Here is a 16,895-nt window from a genome sequence, read left to right as displayed (position 1 = left end):
AAAAATAGAAATACAGGAGGTAGCATAAAAAACTCCGCAACCAATGTGATTCGCACAAGGAGTATTTGTTTTTATGGAGCTTAATCTTTCAGGTAAGGAAATTAACGAGGTGGTCACCAGTATTGATGACATTTTGGGTCCCTCGGAACAGCGCTACTTCGGTGAAGGCTACAAGCGCACTCAATATGAATGCAACATCAATTACGACACGGATTCCGCACAAGGATTAGTAAGTGTTGCGTATCGAACAGATTGGTCACAAAAGAAGACGCAATCTCGTCGTCCTCATCTCAGTACGATTGATGCGTTTCTTATTGCTGGTCGTGTCTCCTACGCGATCATCAAACGCCATTATCAGTTGTCAGCCCACCAGTCGTCTCAAGCGTGGATCCGACATGTATCTATTAAAGCTGGCGCAGAAGCGTTAGAGGATCTTGATGCGGTGCGCCTTTCTGCCCAGTTACTTGATACCAGCAGTTCACAAGACAGTTTGTTTGGCACCTTAACTCGTGTCAAAACCAAGCTCGACAGTATGGAAATTGAAGTGATCATCGATCATGAGGCGGAAGCGGATCACTCGCAATCTGTCGTGTCATTTTCGGATGAGGATGAGTACTTCAACAGCGATTTCCGTTTGCGTCATTGCCACCTTGCGAACAACACCTTTTGTGACGCCATTTGTGCAGTCTCCAGTGACTTGCTGTTTCAATGCCCAGGCAAACCATCAACGGGCGCGATGGGGCATTACCCCAATGCACTGATGATGGTGGATTGGCTGACGTGTTTTGCTCAGCTGTCGCAGCTGGTGATGTATCGCCTCGATAAGTTGGATCGTAATGAGACTCACAACTTGTGGATGCGCTCTGTCACGGTCACAACGCCGTATCCCATCATCCCTCGTCGTAAACACACACTCACGCTTCGTAGCATGAAGAATTCTTTAGTGAAAAAGAAGGACTCTTCATGGCGACTTGCCACCGTAAACGGCTCGGTTTCCGGCCATCCAGAATTCAATCTAACTGCAAAACTATGCCATCAATTACCACAAGGAGAACCAGCGTGAAAATTGCCATTTCAGGAACGTACTCAACCGGAAAAACGACATTAACGGAAGCGCTGGCGATCGCGACTCAAGTTCCACGGACTCAGGCGCGCACCATGCGTGAGATTCTGCCAGATGCGGTGCCGGGTAAAACCTTAGAGCAGTGTAATCCTGCGGAGCTACTGAACTTGGGGCTTAGTCGTTTGAGTGAGCGTGTTGTGAATGAAGAGCGATGTGGTGATCGCTTTTTTTCTGATGGTTCTTGTTTGCATGAATGGGTGTATGGGGCTGCGCGCTTGGAAACTGGGATCAACCCAAATGACAGCGACTTGGTTTTGGCTATGAAAAGACTGATCGGCAAACCGTATGCATCTATTCACCGTGGTTACATTGATGCTTTTGGCAACGTTGCAAAGCGTCATGCGAAAAAGACCTACAGCAAGTTTGTGCACCTGCCGATTGAATTTGATTTGGTGGAAGATGGCCACCGTCCTGTGTCTGAAAGTTTTAGAACGCTCTCCAATGATCTTCTGCTCTCTACTGTGAAAGAACTCAACATCCCTTACATCACGGTTGGCGGTGATTTGCGTCACCGATTGATTACCATCGCGGAACACTTCGAGTTGCCTTTATATGTTGACCCAGACGAGGCGATCGAAAAAGCGGTGAATAAGGTGAAAGCAGAGGCGATAGAAATAGAAAACCACCGCCTGTCTGTGCTGGCGACTCAGCAGGCTTAATTCAAAGGAAGTCTCGAATAATGAAAAAATGGACAAAACCCAGAGCTTTGCTCGCCCTTGTGGTGTGGCTCTGCATCATGGCCCTAGCGTTTGTTGGCTTAGGGAAACTTGGCTTAAACAATGACTATAAAGTGTTCTTTAGCGACGACAATCCAGATTTGATCGCGTTTGAGAGCATCGAAGAGAAATACAACAGCAATGACAGCGTATTGATTGTCTTGCACCCGAAATCGGGCGATGTCTTTCAGGAAAATGTGTTGAAAGCGGTCATGGAACTGACGGAATATGCGTGGCAAACACCTCACTCATACCGTGTGGATTCATTGACCAACTATCAATATACCCATGCTCAAAATGATGACCTGATCGTCGAAGATTTTGTGAACACAAACCAGCTCAGCAATACCCAGCTGCTTGCAGAGAAGAAAGCCTATGCACTTAAACAGCCTGAGTTGGTCAATCGTTACTTAGCTCAAGATGCGAACTCGACGGCGATCAATGTGTTGGTGCGTTTGACGACGGAGGGTCAGTCCGAAGAAGTGCGTGAAATCGCGCAGTTCTGGCAAGACAAGATCGCTGAAACTCAGACACGTTACCCTGACGTGCAGTTTTATCTCACTGGTCAGGTGATGCAAAACGACGCGTTTGGTGAGGCGACACAGCGAGATATGGGCAGTTTGGTGCCGGGCGCATTGCTGCTGATTGTCATCGGCACGGGCATTTATCTGCGTAGCTTGTGGAGTTCGGTGGTAGTGACATTAACCATCATCTCTTCAATCTTCATTGCGCTTGGTGCTGCAGGTTGGCTCGGCATGGCAATTACTTCTCCGTCTGCATCTGCACCGCTTATCATTCTGACCATGGCGGTTGCCGACTGCATTCACTATTTGCAAGGCTATAAACACGCGCTGAACAAAGGCGAAACCAAGCTGGTGGCTTTGCAGCAATCGATGGAGAAACATCGTCTACCCATCATTCTGACCAGTTTGACCACGGCGGTTGGTTTCTTGTCGATGAACTTCAGTGACTCTCCTCCGTTTAACGATTTGGGCAATATCACCGCGATGGGCGTGATTGCTGCCATGTTCCTGACGTTGTTCTTCGTACCTGCGCTTTTGGCCGTGTTACCAGCAAGAAAGAGTAAAGTAGTGAAGCGCTCAGGGCTTGCCAAGCCACTTGAAGCCATCGCTCGCTGGGCAATGGTGAAGCCTGGATTAAAGATCGCTGTAGTTGTACTTGGGGGTGGCGTAATTGCTGCAAACTTGGTTCGAAACGATATAGATGACACCTTGTTTGAATATTTCGATGAATCTTATGCGGTGCGTCAAGCTAACGATTTCACTTACGCTAACTTAACGGGTGTGGCGAGTATTCAATATGCGATTCGACCAGAGCAAGGTGAACTGATTACCTCTCCTGATTTCCTGCATAAGTTGGATCAGTTTGTTCAACAGGCTCGCCAAACCGAAGGCGTGTATCACATTCAATCGCTGACTGACATCATGAAGCGTTTGAACAGCAGCTTGCATAACGATGAAGCAGGTGAATATCGTCTCACCAGTGATCCTGAGTTGTCTGCTCAAACACTTTTGCTTTATGACATGTCGCTTCCTTACGGATTGAACCTCAGCAACCAAGTCGCGTTGGATAAAAAAGAACTGCGCGTTATCGTAACGGCGAAAAAGATGTCGTCCAATGATTTGATTGCTCTGGAATCGACGTTACGCAGCCAGTTGTTAGGCTTATTCCCTGAAAGCAGCGTTAGTCCTGGAGTGAGCGCTGACATCATGTTTGCGCACATTGGCTATCGTAACAACGTGAGCATGTTGACGGCGTCTGCCGCGGCGCTATTGGTGATTTCCTTCCTTATTGGTTTGATTCTGCGTTCCGTTCGCCTTGGTGTGATTAGCATCTTGCCAAACATCTTGCCGGCTTCCATTGCCTTTGGTTTGTGGGGACTGAGCATTGGTGAAGTTGGCTTGAGTCTTTCCGTCATTGCGAGTATGACGCTAGGTATCGTCGTGGATGACACCATTCACTTGCTCTATCGTTATCACACGTCTCGTAAGGAAGGGAAGTCGGAAGAAGAATCGATTGTTACCGCCGTTCGAGAAACTGGCGTGGCAATCATAGGTACCACCATAGTGCTCAGTGCAGGCTTCTTTGTGTTGGCGAGCAGTTCCTTCAAGATGAATGCGGACATGGGCCTGATGACCGCAATCACCATCATTATCGCGCTTGTGCTTGATTTGTTGTTGATTCCTGCCTTGCTTAAAGTGACTGGGAAATCTGCCAAAGCAGCACAACACAAACCACAAACAGCCTAATTTACTGACACTCTTGGCTTGTACCATTTGGCTTAGGATATTCGTCCTAAGCCTTTTTTAATCCTCGTACCAGCCTAACTCGATCGCTTTTGACACGGCATGTGTTCGGTTATGTACATCCAACTTACGATAAATATTTTGTAGGTGGTATTTGACAGTACGTTCACTGATGTTGAGTAAGCGACTGATTTCCCAATTACTCTTACCCAGTTTTAACCAAGGAAGCAATTCACATTCTCGAGTCGTTAGTTGGCTCTCTGGAGCAGGGAGCGTTTCCACTCGGATGTTACGATCACAGACATAACTTGAAGCCATATAGAGGTGGGGAGTTAAAAGATATAACGCGTCTATCTCTTCGCTGGAAGGTTGGCGGTCACCAAAGGAGGTGAGATAAATGGCTTTCTTGTCGCCATGATATCCGGCCAGCAGTAAGCGCTTGCCGTAATCTGGATGGGTATGTGAGTCCATCAGAGCCATGATGCCGTGATTGGATTGCTGTAATGCCGCGATTAACGGGTCACTTTCGGCGGTTTTTTTACTAAAGCAGTTGGCAAATTGATCGGGAGAGAAACCATAACAGACAGGGTCTGGAGCGTAATCATCACCAAATAAACCGAGGATACTGAATTCAAAATCAATTTCGTTTTGTAGTTCTCCAAACCAAGCATGAATAGCGTCGGAGCTTTCGGCGCACCTGAGCTGATTGGAGAGTTCGAACAGTCTTAGCTTGTCCATAAGCAAATGCCTTTCCTAGCAACGTTGTTTAATGTGTTGTGGTTATCCACTTTTATTATGCATGTCTTTTAGTATACCCAAGCGGCCTCAAAAAAGGGATTGAGAGTCCGGCTTTCAGAGCGAATTGAGGTAGGTGAATAAGCTAATAAACTTACGATTCACCTGCATTAGTACCTGAAATTCTGAGGTTTTTGAGGCCACTGGGTAGCAATTATTGTCTTTAGTGGAGCAAAAACGAGCAATATTATTTTGGAATGACTTCACATTGTTGGTTTTCACCCTACTTTCATCAACCTAACGACATAAATCACAGTGAAGTCTGGGCTTGTTTGTTACGCTTCGGCATCCCGTGCGATGGATCTTTGTAGTACTCCAACCGTAAGAGTCGTACTAGGTCTTTAAACATCCATGTGTGCTGTCCTTGTATTTCGAAATTATCGGGCGCACAATCGACAAAAACGAGTGAAGGAGTGAAGATGGAACTTGCTGATATTCGTCGTGAGTACACAAAAGGTGGCCTGCGTCGTAAAGATTTAAAAGCAGATCCGATTGATCAATTTAACCTGTGGTTAGAACAAGCGGTACAAGCTGGTCTGACTGACCCGACGGCGATGACAGTCGCGACAGTCGACGAAAATGGCATGCCGTTTCAACGCATTGTGCTGCTAAAAAGCGTCGATAAAGATGGTTTTGTGTTCTACACCAACTTGGGCAGCCGCAAAGCGCAGCAGCTTGAGCACAACAGCAACATCAGCCTGCATTTTCCATGGCACCCGCTTGAGCGTCAGGTTCACATTACTGGTGTCGCAGAAAAGCTTACCGCCATGGAAAACATGAAATATTTCACTTCTCGTCCGAAAGACAGCCAACTGGCTGCGATTGCGAGCAAACAAAGTAGCCGTATTTCAGCGCGTGGTGTACTAGAAGGTAAATTCCTCGAACTGAAGCAGAAGTTTGCCAAAGGTGAAATCCCGATGCCGACTTTCTGGGGTGGTTTCCGCGTTAAGCCACAAAGCATTGAATTTTGGCAAGGTGGTGAACATCGTCTGCATGATCGTTTCTTGTTCTCAAATCAAGAAGGTGAGTGGGACATCGACCGTCTTGCGCCGTAGTCACTTCGATGAATAGATAAAAAAACACCGCCGAAATTGGCGGTGTTTTTGTTTGAACAGAATCAAGAATCAGCGTTCGCCGTTAAGCACAACAGAAAGCTGATGTTTCAGCAGAGTCTTTGGCACAATTGAGCCGTAACCAGCTTCCATGGCTTTATCGATGAGCTCGTTTTTACTGTTGGCTTCAAACTTAGTGCGAAGACGAGCCACATGCCCTTCTACGGTTTTGGTTGAAATCCCCATCACCTGAGAGATGAATTGCGGCTTTTTTCCATACAGCAACAAGAACAAAGTCTCTTGCTCACGGCAAGTTAGCTTCTCCGGCTCGGGCTTAAGGTTAGCGAATCTGAAGATCGACTGCTGATTAGGTGAGCCGCCAATGGCTCGGCAAACCCAATAGCCTACTTCGATGACGGCAGTATCAGTCAGTTCACGACCGTAAAATATGGTGCCAATGATGTTGCCATCGTCATCTCGCCAAGGCGTCTTGGTAAAGATGTGCGCGCGCCAATGACCATCTGGATAAGGGTGTATATCGAGGATCTTTAGAGACTCGCCAGTTTCAATCACGTGTTTATCTTGTTCTCGAAACTCTTGTGCACACTCAGTGGTAGGGCTAGCCATTTCAAAGTCTGTTTTACCGATACAGGCTTCAGGTGAATCGTACCCAATTAACTCGGCGTATTCCTGATTCACATAGCGGAATACCGAATCTTTATCTTTGCATCCCCAACAACCCGGTAGCTGTCGAAGGAGCGACTGTTCTATGGTATTGACTGGAATATTCACAATGGACTCACTACTGCTACTCATCGCCTGCATGATTGCAGGTCGGTATTCTCACTTCGTTTATCCTGCGTTTTTGAATCACAACCATCACCTTGATCATGCTTTCGAGAATCGCGCCAGATAGACCTGGAAGAGAGAAGGTCGAGCAAGATAACTCAGCGTGATGATTAACGTCAGGATACGGTGAGATGACCGATATATTATCAGCTTATGCCATTGTTTTCATTGGCGATAGGCAAAAAAAAGCCAGCCTGAAGACGGGCTGGCAACACAAGATATAATCTTGTCGACGTGTAGAAGAGGTTCTAAATTACATAGCGAGGGTCTGCTAAGTAAGTTAGAGGTATCAAGTAGATACCGTTGAGATCAGGGTCGTATGCATCCTAGAGCTCGAGGTCTAATGTATTGAATTGTGAGCATATTGGTAAGGGGGGAAATCCCTCTATCTCCCTGTTTTTCGGGCATTTCACACGCTTTCGATCGTAATTCTGACCCCGCGGCTTACATTGGTTTGCATTTCAACTGCAAGGATCTTTGTGAACGGCTTGTCTCATCTTTGGTAATTTTGGCTATCTGTCCGTTTTGTTAAAAAAATTGGTTGCACATTGACCGTAAGTTACTCTTACATGATCATCGTTCCGGAACTATGATCATGTAGAACACCTTGATCGTGTTGGTTTGATCTTGTGCGATTGGAAAGGGGAAGATTTGCAACCTAACCGAGAAGGTATATGATGCCAAGGTGTAAGCCGACTGTATAAAGACGACTGTTCGAAGTGAGTGATTCAGATAACCCGAAAGCCCCGCCATATAAAGAGATCATGCTGCCTAAACCAGCAGAGTTGATCACGCTTCCGTCTTATATGGATTGCCATGATCATGCTTACACGCAGATCGTGATCGGTTTGAAAGGACAGGCCGAATTTGAGGTTCGTGGTCAGGGAAACTTGGTTGGGCCAGGGCAAGGTTGCATCGTAACGGCGTCTTCTGATCATACTTTCGGTGGCGTGATTCATCAATCAGACATTTTGGTGCTCAACATGCCAAAGCCTGCCAACGATGATCCCGAGATGCTGCAGAAAATCAACAATCTAGAGCGCTCTCATCTTTACTTCCAATTAGATGGTCAAATCCAAAAGCTGATTCAAATGTTAGTGCAAGAGATGCGTAATCACCCAGACGATTTACTGCTTAGCCGCGCATGTAACGATACCGTGATTGCTCTTATGCAGCGTCATATTTCTGCATTTGAAACGTCGAAGAAAGAATCGCGCTTTGATTTGGAAGCCATTGACCGCTACATCGAACAGCATTTGAGTCATAAAATCAGTGTGGCGCAGTTGGCAGGCAGTGTGTTTTTGGGTGAAAGCCAATTCCATAGCTTGTTCAAAGATCAGATGGGCATTACGCCGCATCAGTACGTGCTAGGCAAACGCATCGACATGGCGCGCGATTTGATTGAACAAGGCCACTTAACCTTGGGGCAAATTGCCGAATTCACCGGCTTTTCGAGCCAAAGTACCTTCACGCATACTTTCACTCGTTTACAAGGATTATCACCTTCTCAGTATAAGAAACAGGTTGGTTAATCTTGAAGGTAAGGAAACTCAAAGTTTCCTTACCGTCGAAAGAGCAAGCTAATTCGAAGGTAATTCAATTGGTTGTGATTGTTTTGTGGTGGTGGTGTGTTTGAGTTGGATGGGGGATGTTTCGGGAATATTGCCATGAGCATGTATGTTCAAATTACAGATAGACTTATTCACAGGAAGGAATTAAGCTGACCTCAATTGTCGTTCCAAAACCGTCTGTCTTATCAATTCTTCGCGGCTTTCACCCGCCCTAAAACTGACGAACTCTCCCCCATCTTTGCAGAGCAAACATTCATAAGGATCGACGTTAGCAAGCTTCTTCAATATACTCGCATAGCAAGGCAGCGTTGGCGTGTCCTTGCCTTCCATCTTTAACGCATCGTAGACTTTTGGCTGCATTTCACCACGGCGACGATTCGACAGAAAACCGTAGTAACGGAGCATCTTAAAATGCTTATCAGGGATGTGTTCGATGAGCTGGCAGATCAAATCCTCAGCGGCTAAGGTCAGCATTTCCTTTTCTCCAGTCCGATGGGGGAAGTATTCAAACGTCAGCTGACCGCCTTTGTTGTAGTGATGCAAGCGAGAGCCTGAAATAGGAGGCCGCTTCAAATAACGACCTAGGTAATTGATCGTCTTATGCGGTTGGTTCGTTTTCTTACCAAAATGCAGTTTCCAACGACGGTGATATGGGTTACGCAGAAAGGCGAACCAATCTTTTTCATGACGTATAAACGGGCAATCGTCATGGCTTAAATCAAGCTCTAAGTAATGCGCCTTAAGAGCTGCGTGAGCGCAGCTCGCCAACATGCTTTGAAATAAATTGGCTTCCATAGTCCTGTTCGTTGGCAAATTCCTCCCCGTGTTGCTGAAGCGTGGACATGGCAATTCCAATTGAGCTTGCGGCCGTAGGTATGAAGCGCCCAGAAAACGCCTATTTCTAAGCCTTGCCGTTTTGCCCAAGTCGTTAAAATGTCGGTCGCGCATTTGAATAATCGATTAAGTAACCAGCGATTATGACGAAAGGTAGGCCAGAGAGTGCTCGGTATGGTGGAGGTGATGTGTTGTCATTCGCAGTCAGGCAACACATGCTGTTGTTGGCGTATCCACCTTTCGGTGGATTTGACGCCACAACTGCTGTAAGCACGAGACTTACAGCTTTGATTGAGATATTTGGTGTAGGTACAGCCGGAGTTCCTGCACTTATAGAGCTGTGATCCCATGTTCGCTGAACCACAAGCCATCATTCGGGTGAGGTTATCGACAACGACATCTCTGATTTCAGAGATGTGTTTACTGAGATAAATAGGCCAGGTGTCATTCCGAGAGAAAAATTGTCTGAGTGGTCGTAAGTGCATGACCAGTAGGGTAATACAGAATTGTCAGCACACTGTGAAGGTTAAGTCTCTTTGCTTTCGAGCGGAGCTCGCTCAGGCGGCTATGCCGCCGCTTGAAAGTGAGTTATCAATAAAAATACCAATAACGGTGTGGTTTAATAAATCAGGAAACGGCAGTAAATACTAAATAGTTAATCTAAAATACCTATTCTTCGTTTAGATTATGAGAATTAAAAGATGAAATTAGTATATACACCTCTAGCACGCATACTCTTTAGTTTAGGGGTTAATGCTTCTCCTAGTGTGAACTGAGATCTTGGTGAAAATTCACCAGAGGATTTGTATTCAGAACTCAGGTTTCCTATGTCATTCATTGATAATCCTAATGAAAGTGGCATGTATTTTGCTTTTCACTTTTCTATGGAGGGAGGGTCTCGACCTTATTTAGGTTATCAATCAAAATCATCAAGCATTGAAGGAAAGCACACTATTCAGCTTGTGTTTAGCTCATTTAATGAAACAGCAGAAACAGAACATCCAAACTGCAACTATGGTGCAGATGGGGGAGCAGGAGTTAGTTGCGCAACGCGAGTTGATATAGATCTGAACACAATGTACAGCATACATGCCAGTGCCAAAGAAAACATCAATGGACGAGATATTTACACAGGGGAACTTTATAATGATGAAACAAATCAATTCATAGTGGAGATTGGTTCATTTAGCTATCCAGCTGGACAAGGTCTATTTAGAAACTCATCGCAGGATTTTATTGAGGGATATATTTCTGGTACTGAAGAACAAACTGCAAAGGTTATATATGGGTCAGTTGAAGGTATAAATGAAGATGGAGATACATATACTTCTGACTCAGTCACAGTAATCGAAGATCCGAACGACATCTGTGTATTTTCAGCGAAAAGCTACCCAAACAACTCTTCTAGCCTGTTGATTAGAGTAAATGAGGACGAATACCCTAGTAATATGGAAACTGTTTACGTAAAAAACAAGCTCATCCAAGACTTAAATGGTTATGAGGCTGCTTAAGCTTAAGTTACAACATATATTCACTGGAGGCAACAAACCACCCTCAAACTCGAGCTTGTAATGAAGAGACAGATCAAGTTTGGAGATTACTCCCACAGGCTGCAACTGGAACATATTCTTTGGAAACCGCTTCTGGATTATGCTTATCTGCAGTATCAGAATCATCTGATCGTATGAAGCTAGTAAGCTGTGATGATATTAATAATTCTGAATTGTCATCTTGGATGCTAAACGATTCTGTGACTTACCCTGAATACAAAGAGATAGTTAATGTTGGCTTAAACTATCTTGGCGTCGATAATAGTTGTGTAGTTATGCCCCGTTCGGGAAGCCAAGTAGAAGCTTTCCTATCATCTTGCACTCCACCTGAGGGAGAGTATTCATCTCAAAGAAGCTGGTACCAATACTACCAGTAAATTAAGGTTCTGTCGCAAATATTGGTCGTAACGTGGCAAACCATTCCTTTCGATATAATAACTCTGCGAGCGCATAAAAGCGCTCGTAAGCAGTCACGGCATTTTCACAAACGGCGGCACAGCCGCCTGAGCGAGCTCCGCTCGAAAGCAAAGAGACTTAACCTTCACAGTGTGTTGACAATTCTGCATTATCCTACTGGTCATGCACTTACGCTCATTCAGACAACTTTTCTCTAGCAATGGCGAGCTATGCTGATTTCTGGTGTATGGAAGAGAAAGGAAGTTACGGTGTAATCTGTTGATGCAGTTCTCCCCAGAACGATTAACAGATAGGTATACCGTATGACTGATAATACTGTTGTTTCACTGAATACACCACAAGACTCACTTATAGAACTAATACGTCAAGGGGCTAGAGGTTTGATTGCACAAGCTGTTGAAGCTGAGCTTCAACAGCTACTTGCCCAACATCAGAATGTAATGGTTGACGGCAAACAAGTCATTGTCCGCAACGGTTTCTTACCTGAACTAACATTGCAAACTGGTGTCGGCGATGTCGAGGTGCAAATTCCCAAGGTTCGTGATCGCTCTAGTAATGGCGTCAAATTTAATAGCAGCTTGATACCACCGTACCTCAAGCGAACAAAGAGCGTTGCAACACTGCTCCCGTTACTCTATCTCAAGGGGATATCTACGGGTGATATGCTACCCGCCCTTGAGTCTTTGCTTGGTAAGGATGCGAAAGGCCTGTCAGCCAACAGCATCTGTCGCCTTAAAGAACGCTGGTATGCAGAGTACGAACAGTGGCGTAAGCGTGACCTCGGTAGGCGTCGCTATGTTTACGTTTGGGCTGACAGTGTTTACTGTCACGTTAGGATGGACGATAAGCTCTGCTTACTCGTCATCATTGGTGTCGATGACACTGGACGCAAAGAAGTCCTTGGCTTCTGGAAAGCTGTTGCTAAGTGTTGGTCTCAAACGGCTCAGCAACGTTGCTGGGTACATAAGACAGCAAATGTGCTTAACAAAGTCCCCAAAAGCGTACAACCACGAATGAAGGAAGCACTGCAAGATATCTGGATGGCAGAAACTAGAGATGATGCTTATCACGCCTTCTCTACCTTCCTGAAACGCTTTGAAGCCAAGTTTCCAAAGTTTGGTGAAAGATAAAACTGAAATGCTGGCGTTTTACGTTTACCCTGCAGAACACTGGGTTCATATCAGGACAGCGAACCCAATAGAATCGATGTTCGCCACTGTATGTTTACGCACGAACAAGACAAAGAGCTGTGGAAACAGAAAGACTACGTTGATTCGCCTACAAGTTAATGCGCAGTGCAGAGACGAAGTGGTGTCGTCTACGAGGTTTGCGCTCCTAGCAGATGTTGTGAAAGATGTTCGCTTCATCGATGGAGTGAAAGAAATGGAGGCTCATCAACAGGCTACAGCATGACCCTCCATACACCACATTTGACAATAGCTCTTTGAGAGAAACTGATAGTATCTAAATATTAGTATTGCAAAGAAAGATTCTTATTTTTAGGACGCCAATTGACAAGAAAGTAAATTAACATTATCTTGACATGTGTTTTTCGTTTGAGCTTCAAACTTTATCATTGGTATTTATATTAGTAATAAGGCGTGCTGTGAGTATTTTTTCATCTGCCCTCCTAACTTTTCGAAAGAAAAATAATAAAACCCAGCTTGAATTAGTTAATTTTTTGGCTTCAACAAACATTAATTGTGAAAGAATTGATGTTGGTACTATTTCAAGATGGGAAACAAGAAAGACTAAGCCTACAATGAAGAGGCAGCTTGGAGTTCTTTTTTCTCTTAAACTTTTCGACGATATGCATAATCTTATTAATGCCTATAAATATAAGAAAAAAGAATTGGAATATGCTATAAATAAGCGCTATAATCAAAGGGGAGGGAACAATTGGTTTTATGTTAATTTGGAACAACTCAACTATCTGACATATTCAAACTTAACTCAACTTCCAACGTATTTTTTAGATAGCTATAGAAAAAACGTTATTGAAAACCTGCGAGATAGTTTCTTAAATGAACAATATAATTCAAAGGTAACATTGTTTTTTAATGATTCTAACTATCCAGTTGGACATGTTGTTTATTCAAGCATGCATGTTTGCATGTTTAAAGAAACATATCTTTATAAAAACTCAATCTTTGTTAATTTTGATTTGTTAAATGAAGTTGTAGTTATTCCATCTTTATATTCTGTATCTCCCAAAGTGTTGGGTAATATAATTAAAATAATGTTAACAGAAATCCTCTATAGAGTCAATGATTTATCAAGTGTTGTATTGATAAATAGAGTTTGTGGTTCCGATGAATTATTAAGAATTTTTGGCGGGGATGTAATAGCATTTGGACCTAAAAGCTCGGAAAACCAAGGAGTCTTACATAATAAGACATGGTATCGCTGGATAATTTACTCATTTTGCCCTTATGAGTTAGTTTCATCTTTAATTTCGGCTAAAAATTTACTCTTGTTATAGCTAATAAAGCGTAAGTGATGCATAATAGTCGCTCGAAGGTAAGGTGACTCAAAGTTTCCTTACCGTCGAAAGAGCAAGCTAATTCGAAGGTAATTCAATTGATTGTGATTGTTTTGTAGTGGTGGTGTGTTTGAGTTGGGGGTGATGTTTCGGAAATGTTGCCATGAGCGTGTCTGTTCAAATTACAGATAAACTTATCCACAGGAAGGAATTAAGCTGACCTCAATTGTCCTTCTAAAACCGTCTGTCTTATCAATTCTTCGCGGCTTTCACCCGCTCTAAAACTGACGAACTCTACCCCATCTTTGCAGAGCAAACCTTCCTAAGGATCGACGTTAGCAAGCTTCTTCAACATACTCGCATAGCAAGGCAGTGCTGGCGCGCCCTTGCTTTCCATCTCTAACGCATCGTAGACTTTTGGTAGCATTTCACCACGGCGACGATTCGACAGAAAACCGTAGTAACGGAGCATCTTAAAATGCTTATCAGGGATGTGTTCGATGAGCCGGCAGATCAAATCCTCAGCGGCTAAGGTTAGCATTTCCTTTTCTCCAATCCGATGGGGGAGGTATTCAAACGTCAGCTGACCGCCTTTGCTGTAGTGATGCAAGCGAGAGCCTGAAATAGGAGGCCGCTTCAAATAACGACCTAGGAAATTGATCGTCTTATGCGGTTGGTCCGTTTTCTAACCAAAATGCAGTTTCCAACGACGGTGATATTGGCTACGCAGAAAGGCGAAGCAGTCTTTTTCATGACGTATGAACGAGCAATCGTCATGGCTTAAATTAAGCTCTGAGTAATGCGCCCTTAAGAGTTGCGTGAGCGCAGCTCGCCAACATGCTTCTGTTACTTTGGCTTTGAAATAAATTGGCTTCCATAACCCTGTTCGTTGGCAAATTCCTCCCTGTGTTGCTGAAGCGTGGACATGGCAATTCCAATTGAGCTTGCGGCCGTAGGTATGAAGCGCACAGAAAACGTCTATTTCTAAGCCTTGCCGTTTTGCCCAAGTCGTTAAAATATCGGCCGCGCATTTGAATAATCGATTAAGTAACCAGCGATTATGACGAAAGATAGGTCAGAGAGTGCTCGGTATGGTGAAGGTGATGTGTTGTCATTCGCAGTCAGGCAACACATGCTGTTGTTGGCGTATCCACCTTTCGGTGGATTTGACGCCACAACTGCTGCAAGCACGAGACTTACAGCTTTGATTGAGATATTTGGTGTAGGTACAGCCGGAGTTTTTGCACTTATAGAGGCGTGCTCTCATACTCGCGGAGCCACAAGCCATCATTCGGGTGACGTTATCGACAACGACATCCCTGATTTCAGAAATGTGCTTACTGAGATAAATGGCCCAGGTGCCATTTCGAGAGAAAAGTTGTCTGAGAAACCGCAAGTGCATTACCAGTAGGGTAATGCCGAATTGTCAGCACACTGTGAAGGTTAAGTCTCTTTGCTTTCGAGCGGAGCTCGCTCAGGCGGCTATGCCGCTAATTGATGTACACAAGGATACAATTGCCGTTGCTGCCGCGAGTTCAGAACGGCAGGGAGAAGTTTGATTCTTGTCTGCTATGAAGCTGGTCCAACAGGCTATAATCTAAGTCATAACATGCATCACATGTTATATATTCGCATTGTGTAGTGTTCTTTGTCTATATTGTTAATAAATGTCATGCATTAGAGATGGATTGAGCGACAAAATGAAAAGCGCTTTATATGGTGAGTCATCAATAGTAGAAATTTTTATATTTTAAAGCATGTCGAAAGGTACAGATTGCGTGAAAACTGAAGCCGACACTTCCCGTAAATTTTCCATTAAATTCACTGTTGGAAGCTTATTTTTATTTGCCACAGCTATAACTGCATTCCTTGGTGTTGGAATGCAGTATTATTTTGGGAAACAAATGGCGGAAGAGCATATCTTGACGCGCCTGACGACGGCAGCGACAGATGTGAGCAACTATATTCATCAAATCGATGCAAGTGCAACTAGTAGTGCGGGTATCTTACGCAGCATGACAGACTTCAGTGATACACAGTTTAGAGTGGATGATATTCAAAAAGGGTTCATCCAAGCGCTCATCGACAATCCGTTTTTTTACAGTATCTATTTTGCCAATAACAACGAGTATTTCTTCCAAGTCATCAATTTGGAATCGTCCCCAGAAGTTAGAGGAAAGATAGGGGCAACCGCCAATGAGCGCTGGGTCATCATCACCATCAAAGGTGACGGCGAGGCGCGAACGCGACAAACCATGTATTACTCGGAATCGCTTGAGGTTGTCCGCCAAACGGAACAGAAAAGTAACTTTTATCCATCTCGCCGACCTTGGTTTGCGGGTGCCTCAAGAGACAGCGTTTACAAAACCGATCCTTATCTGTTTCAACATCTGAAAATCACCGGGCAGTCTTATTCAGTGCGCAGTAAAGGCGCCGTTATTGGCGTAGATACGGTGCTTTCTTCACTGAGTGAAAAGATCAGCGCTACCGAACTTGGGATGAAGAAGGATGATGGCGTCGAAGCGTTTATATTCAACAATCGTGGTGAAGTGGTTGCATCTAACATCAATGTTTTTCATGAAGTGGATATTCCTGATTCATCACTTTTGGTGTTAAACGAGCAGCAAAAAGCCTTGCTAGAAGACCGAGAGTTTGTTGTTTCGAATCAAAACGACTGGGGACCTTACGACTACACCCAGAGTGGCGAACCAGGTGGTTATGCTGTTGATGTACTCAATCTGGTTTCGCAGAAAACGGGCATGACGTTAGAGTTCGTTAATGGTTTCAGCTCAAGAGAGTTGGAAAAGAAATATCGCAAGGTAGAGATTGATATCCTCCAACCTGTACTTGGCACACCGCCAGAGTTAGGTATTAAAAGTGATCCTCTGTTCATAGGGCAGCTTGCGATTGCGACGAAAACTACCAATCTAATGCCTAAGTCGTTGACAAAATTAGGTGATGACAGTATTGGTGTGGTGGCGGGTTTTGGCATGAAGGAATGGCTACTTGAACGCTATCCGTCACTGAACATTATCGAACAGCCGAATCTCGACTTAGCAAAACGAGCGCTGCACATGGGTGACATTCAGTACCTTGTAGACAGTTACTTAACCATGGTTGAGATGAAGCGGTTAGTGAAGCTGACCAATATTCATGTCGGATTGCTCGACGCGCCACCTTTGGAATTTTCTCTGTTTATGAAGGAGAAAGACAAAGACGTGGTTGAGCTTATCAACCAA

The 16,895-nt window shown here is 44.5% G+C and carries 10 protein-coding genes and 3 pseudogenes; 9 read left to right on the top strand and 4 right to left on the bottom strand.

What is annotated here, in order from left to right:
• Window positions 1-73: 73 nt before the first annotated feature.
• Genes H735_RS12420 through H735_RS12410 form a run of 3 tightly spaced genes read left to right on the top strand, consistent with a single transcriptional unit; the run spans window position 74 to window position 4,109 of the window.
• Entirely contained in the window at window positions 74-1,063 is a 990-nt protein-coding gene (locus H735_RS12420; RefSeq protein WP_020197838.1) for an AvrD family protein, read from the top strand.
• Complete coding sequence (locus H735_RS12415; protein ID WP_005435798.1) at window positions 1,060-1,782, top strand: ATP/GTP-binding protein; 723 nt, start codon at window positions 1,060-1,062, stop codon at window positions 1,780-1,782. The genes H735_RS12420 and H735_RS12415 overlap by 4 nt, the downstream gene beginning before the upstream one ends.
• Before the next feature lie 20 nt (window positions 1,783-1,802).
• Window positions 1,803-4,109, top strand: a complete 2,307-nt coding sequence (locus tag H735_RS12410; RefSeq protein ID WP_020197839.1) for an efflux RND transporter permease subunit — start codon at window positions 1,803-1,805, stop codon at window positions 4,107-4,109.
• A gap of 57 nt (window positions 4,110-4,166) precedes the next feature.
• On the opposite strand, the gene H735_RS12405 is transcribed toward H735_RS12410, so the two are convergent.
• The gene (locus tag H735_RS12405) at window positions 4,167-4,844 is read right to left on the bottom strand and encodes a response regulator transcription factor (RefSeq protein WP_005435794.1); all 678 of its coding nucleotides are present in this window, start codon (window positions 4,842-4,844) and stop codon (window positions 4,167-4,169) included.
• A 476-nt stretch (window positions 4,845-5,320) separates the two neighbouring features.
• On the opposite strand from H735_RS12405, the gene pdxH reads away from it, so the two are divergent.
• A complete protein-coding gene (gene pdxH / locus H735_RS12400; protein WP_009706666.1) occupies window positions 5,321-5,956 on the top strand; it encodes a pyridoxamine 5'-phosphate oxidase in 636 nt (211 codons plus the stop codon).
• A 69-nt stretch (window positions 5,957-6,025) separates the two neighbouring features.
• Here pdxH and H735_RS12395 read toward each other — a convergent pair whose 3' ends face one another.
• Window positions 6,026-6,745: a helix-turn-helix transcriptional regulator gene (locus tag H735_RS12395; protein WP_027726839.1), complete on the bottom strand. Its 720-nt coding sequence runs from the start codon at window positions 6,743-6,745 to the stop codon at window positions 6,026-6,028.
• A gap of 776 nt (window positions 6,746-7,521) precedes the next feature.
• On the opposite strand from H735_RS12395, the gene H735_RS12390 reads away from it, so the two are divergent.
• Entirely contained in the window at window positions 7,522-8,334 is an 813-nt protein-coding gene (locus tag H735_RS12390; protein WP_020197840.1) for an AraC family transcriptional regulator, read from the top strand.
• Between the two features lie 183 nt (window positions 8,335-8,517).
• Here H735_RS12390 and H735_RS12385 read toward each other — a convergent pair.
• Window positions 8,518-9,692: pseudogene (locus H735_RS12385) on the bottom strand (IS91 family transposase).
• Between the two features lie 342 nt (window positions 9,693-10,034).
• On the opposite strand from H735_RS12385, the gene H735_RS12380 reads away from it, so the two are divergent.
• The 3 genes and pseudogenes from H735_RS12380 to H735_RS12370 all read left to right on the top strand — a co-directional run bounded on the left by H735_RS12380 (window position 10,035) and on the right by H735_RS12370 (window position 13,656).
• A complete protein-coding gene (locus tag H735_RS12380; RefSeq protein WP_152447695.1) occupies window positions 10,035-10,718 on the top strand; it encodes a DUF3472 domain-containing protein in 684 nt (227 codons plus the stop codon).
• Window positions 10,719-11,476: 758 nt separating this feature from the next.
• A pseudogene (locus H735_RS12375) lies at window positions 11,477-12,587 on the top strand (transposase).
• Window positions 12,588-12,780: 193 nt separating this feature from the next.
• Entirely contained in the window at window positions 12,781-13,656 is an 876-nt protein-coding gene (locus H735_RS12370; protein ID WP_020197922.1) for a hypothetical protein, read from the top strand.
• 211 nt (window positions 13,657-13,867) lie between these two features.
• Here H735_RS12370 and H735_RS12365 read toward each other — a convergent pair.
• Window positions 13,868-15,058: pseudogene (locus H735_RS12365) on the bottom strand (IS91 family transposase).
• A gap of 478 nt (window positions 15,059-15,536) precedes the next feature.
• On the opposite strand from H735_RS12365, the gene H735_RS12360 reads away from it, so the two are divergent.
• Window positions 15,537-16,895 (top strand): transporter substrate-binding domain-containing protein (locus H735_RS12360; RefSeq protein WP_337588576.1); only part of this gene is annotated, 1,359 nt, incomplete at its 3' end.

It is taken from the genome of Vibrio owensii CAIM 1854 = LMG 25443 (assembly GCF_000817815.1).
In the GTDB taxonomy this organism is placed as follows: Bacteria; Pseudomonadota; Gammaproteobacteria; order Enterobacterales; family Vibrionaceae; genus Vibrio; species Vibrio owensii.
This window is presented reverse-complemented; position numbering and strand designations above follow the sequence as displayed.

Bases quoted from the DNA above. Each gene is read 5' to 3' on its own strand.
- H735_RS12405 (WP_005435794.1), bottom strand. From the start codon at position 4,844: ATGGACAAGCTAAGACTGTTCGAACTCTCCAATCAGCTCAGGTGCGCC.
- H735_RS12380 (WP_152447695.1), top strand. From the start codon at position 10,035: ATGTCATTCATTGATAATCCTAATGAAAGTGGCATGTATTTTGCTTTT.
- pdxH (WP_009706666.1), top strand. From the start codon at position 5,321: ATGGAACTTGCTGATATTCGTCGTGAGTACACAAAAGGTGGCCTGCGT.
- H735_RS12420 (WP_020197838.1), top strand. From the start codon at position 74: ATGGAGCTTAATCTTTCAGGTAAGGAAATTAACGAGGTGGTCACCAGT.
- H735_RS12410 (WP_020197839.1), top strand. From the start codon at position 1,803: ATGAAAAAATGGACAAAACCCAGAGCTTTGCTCGCCCTTGTGGTGTGG.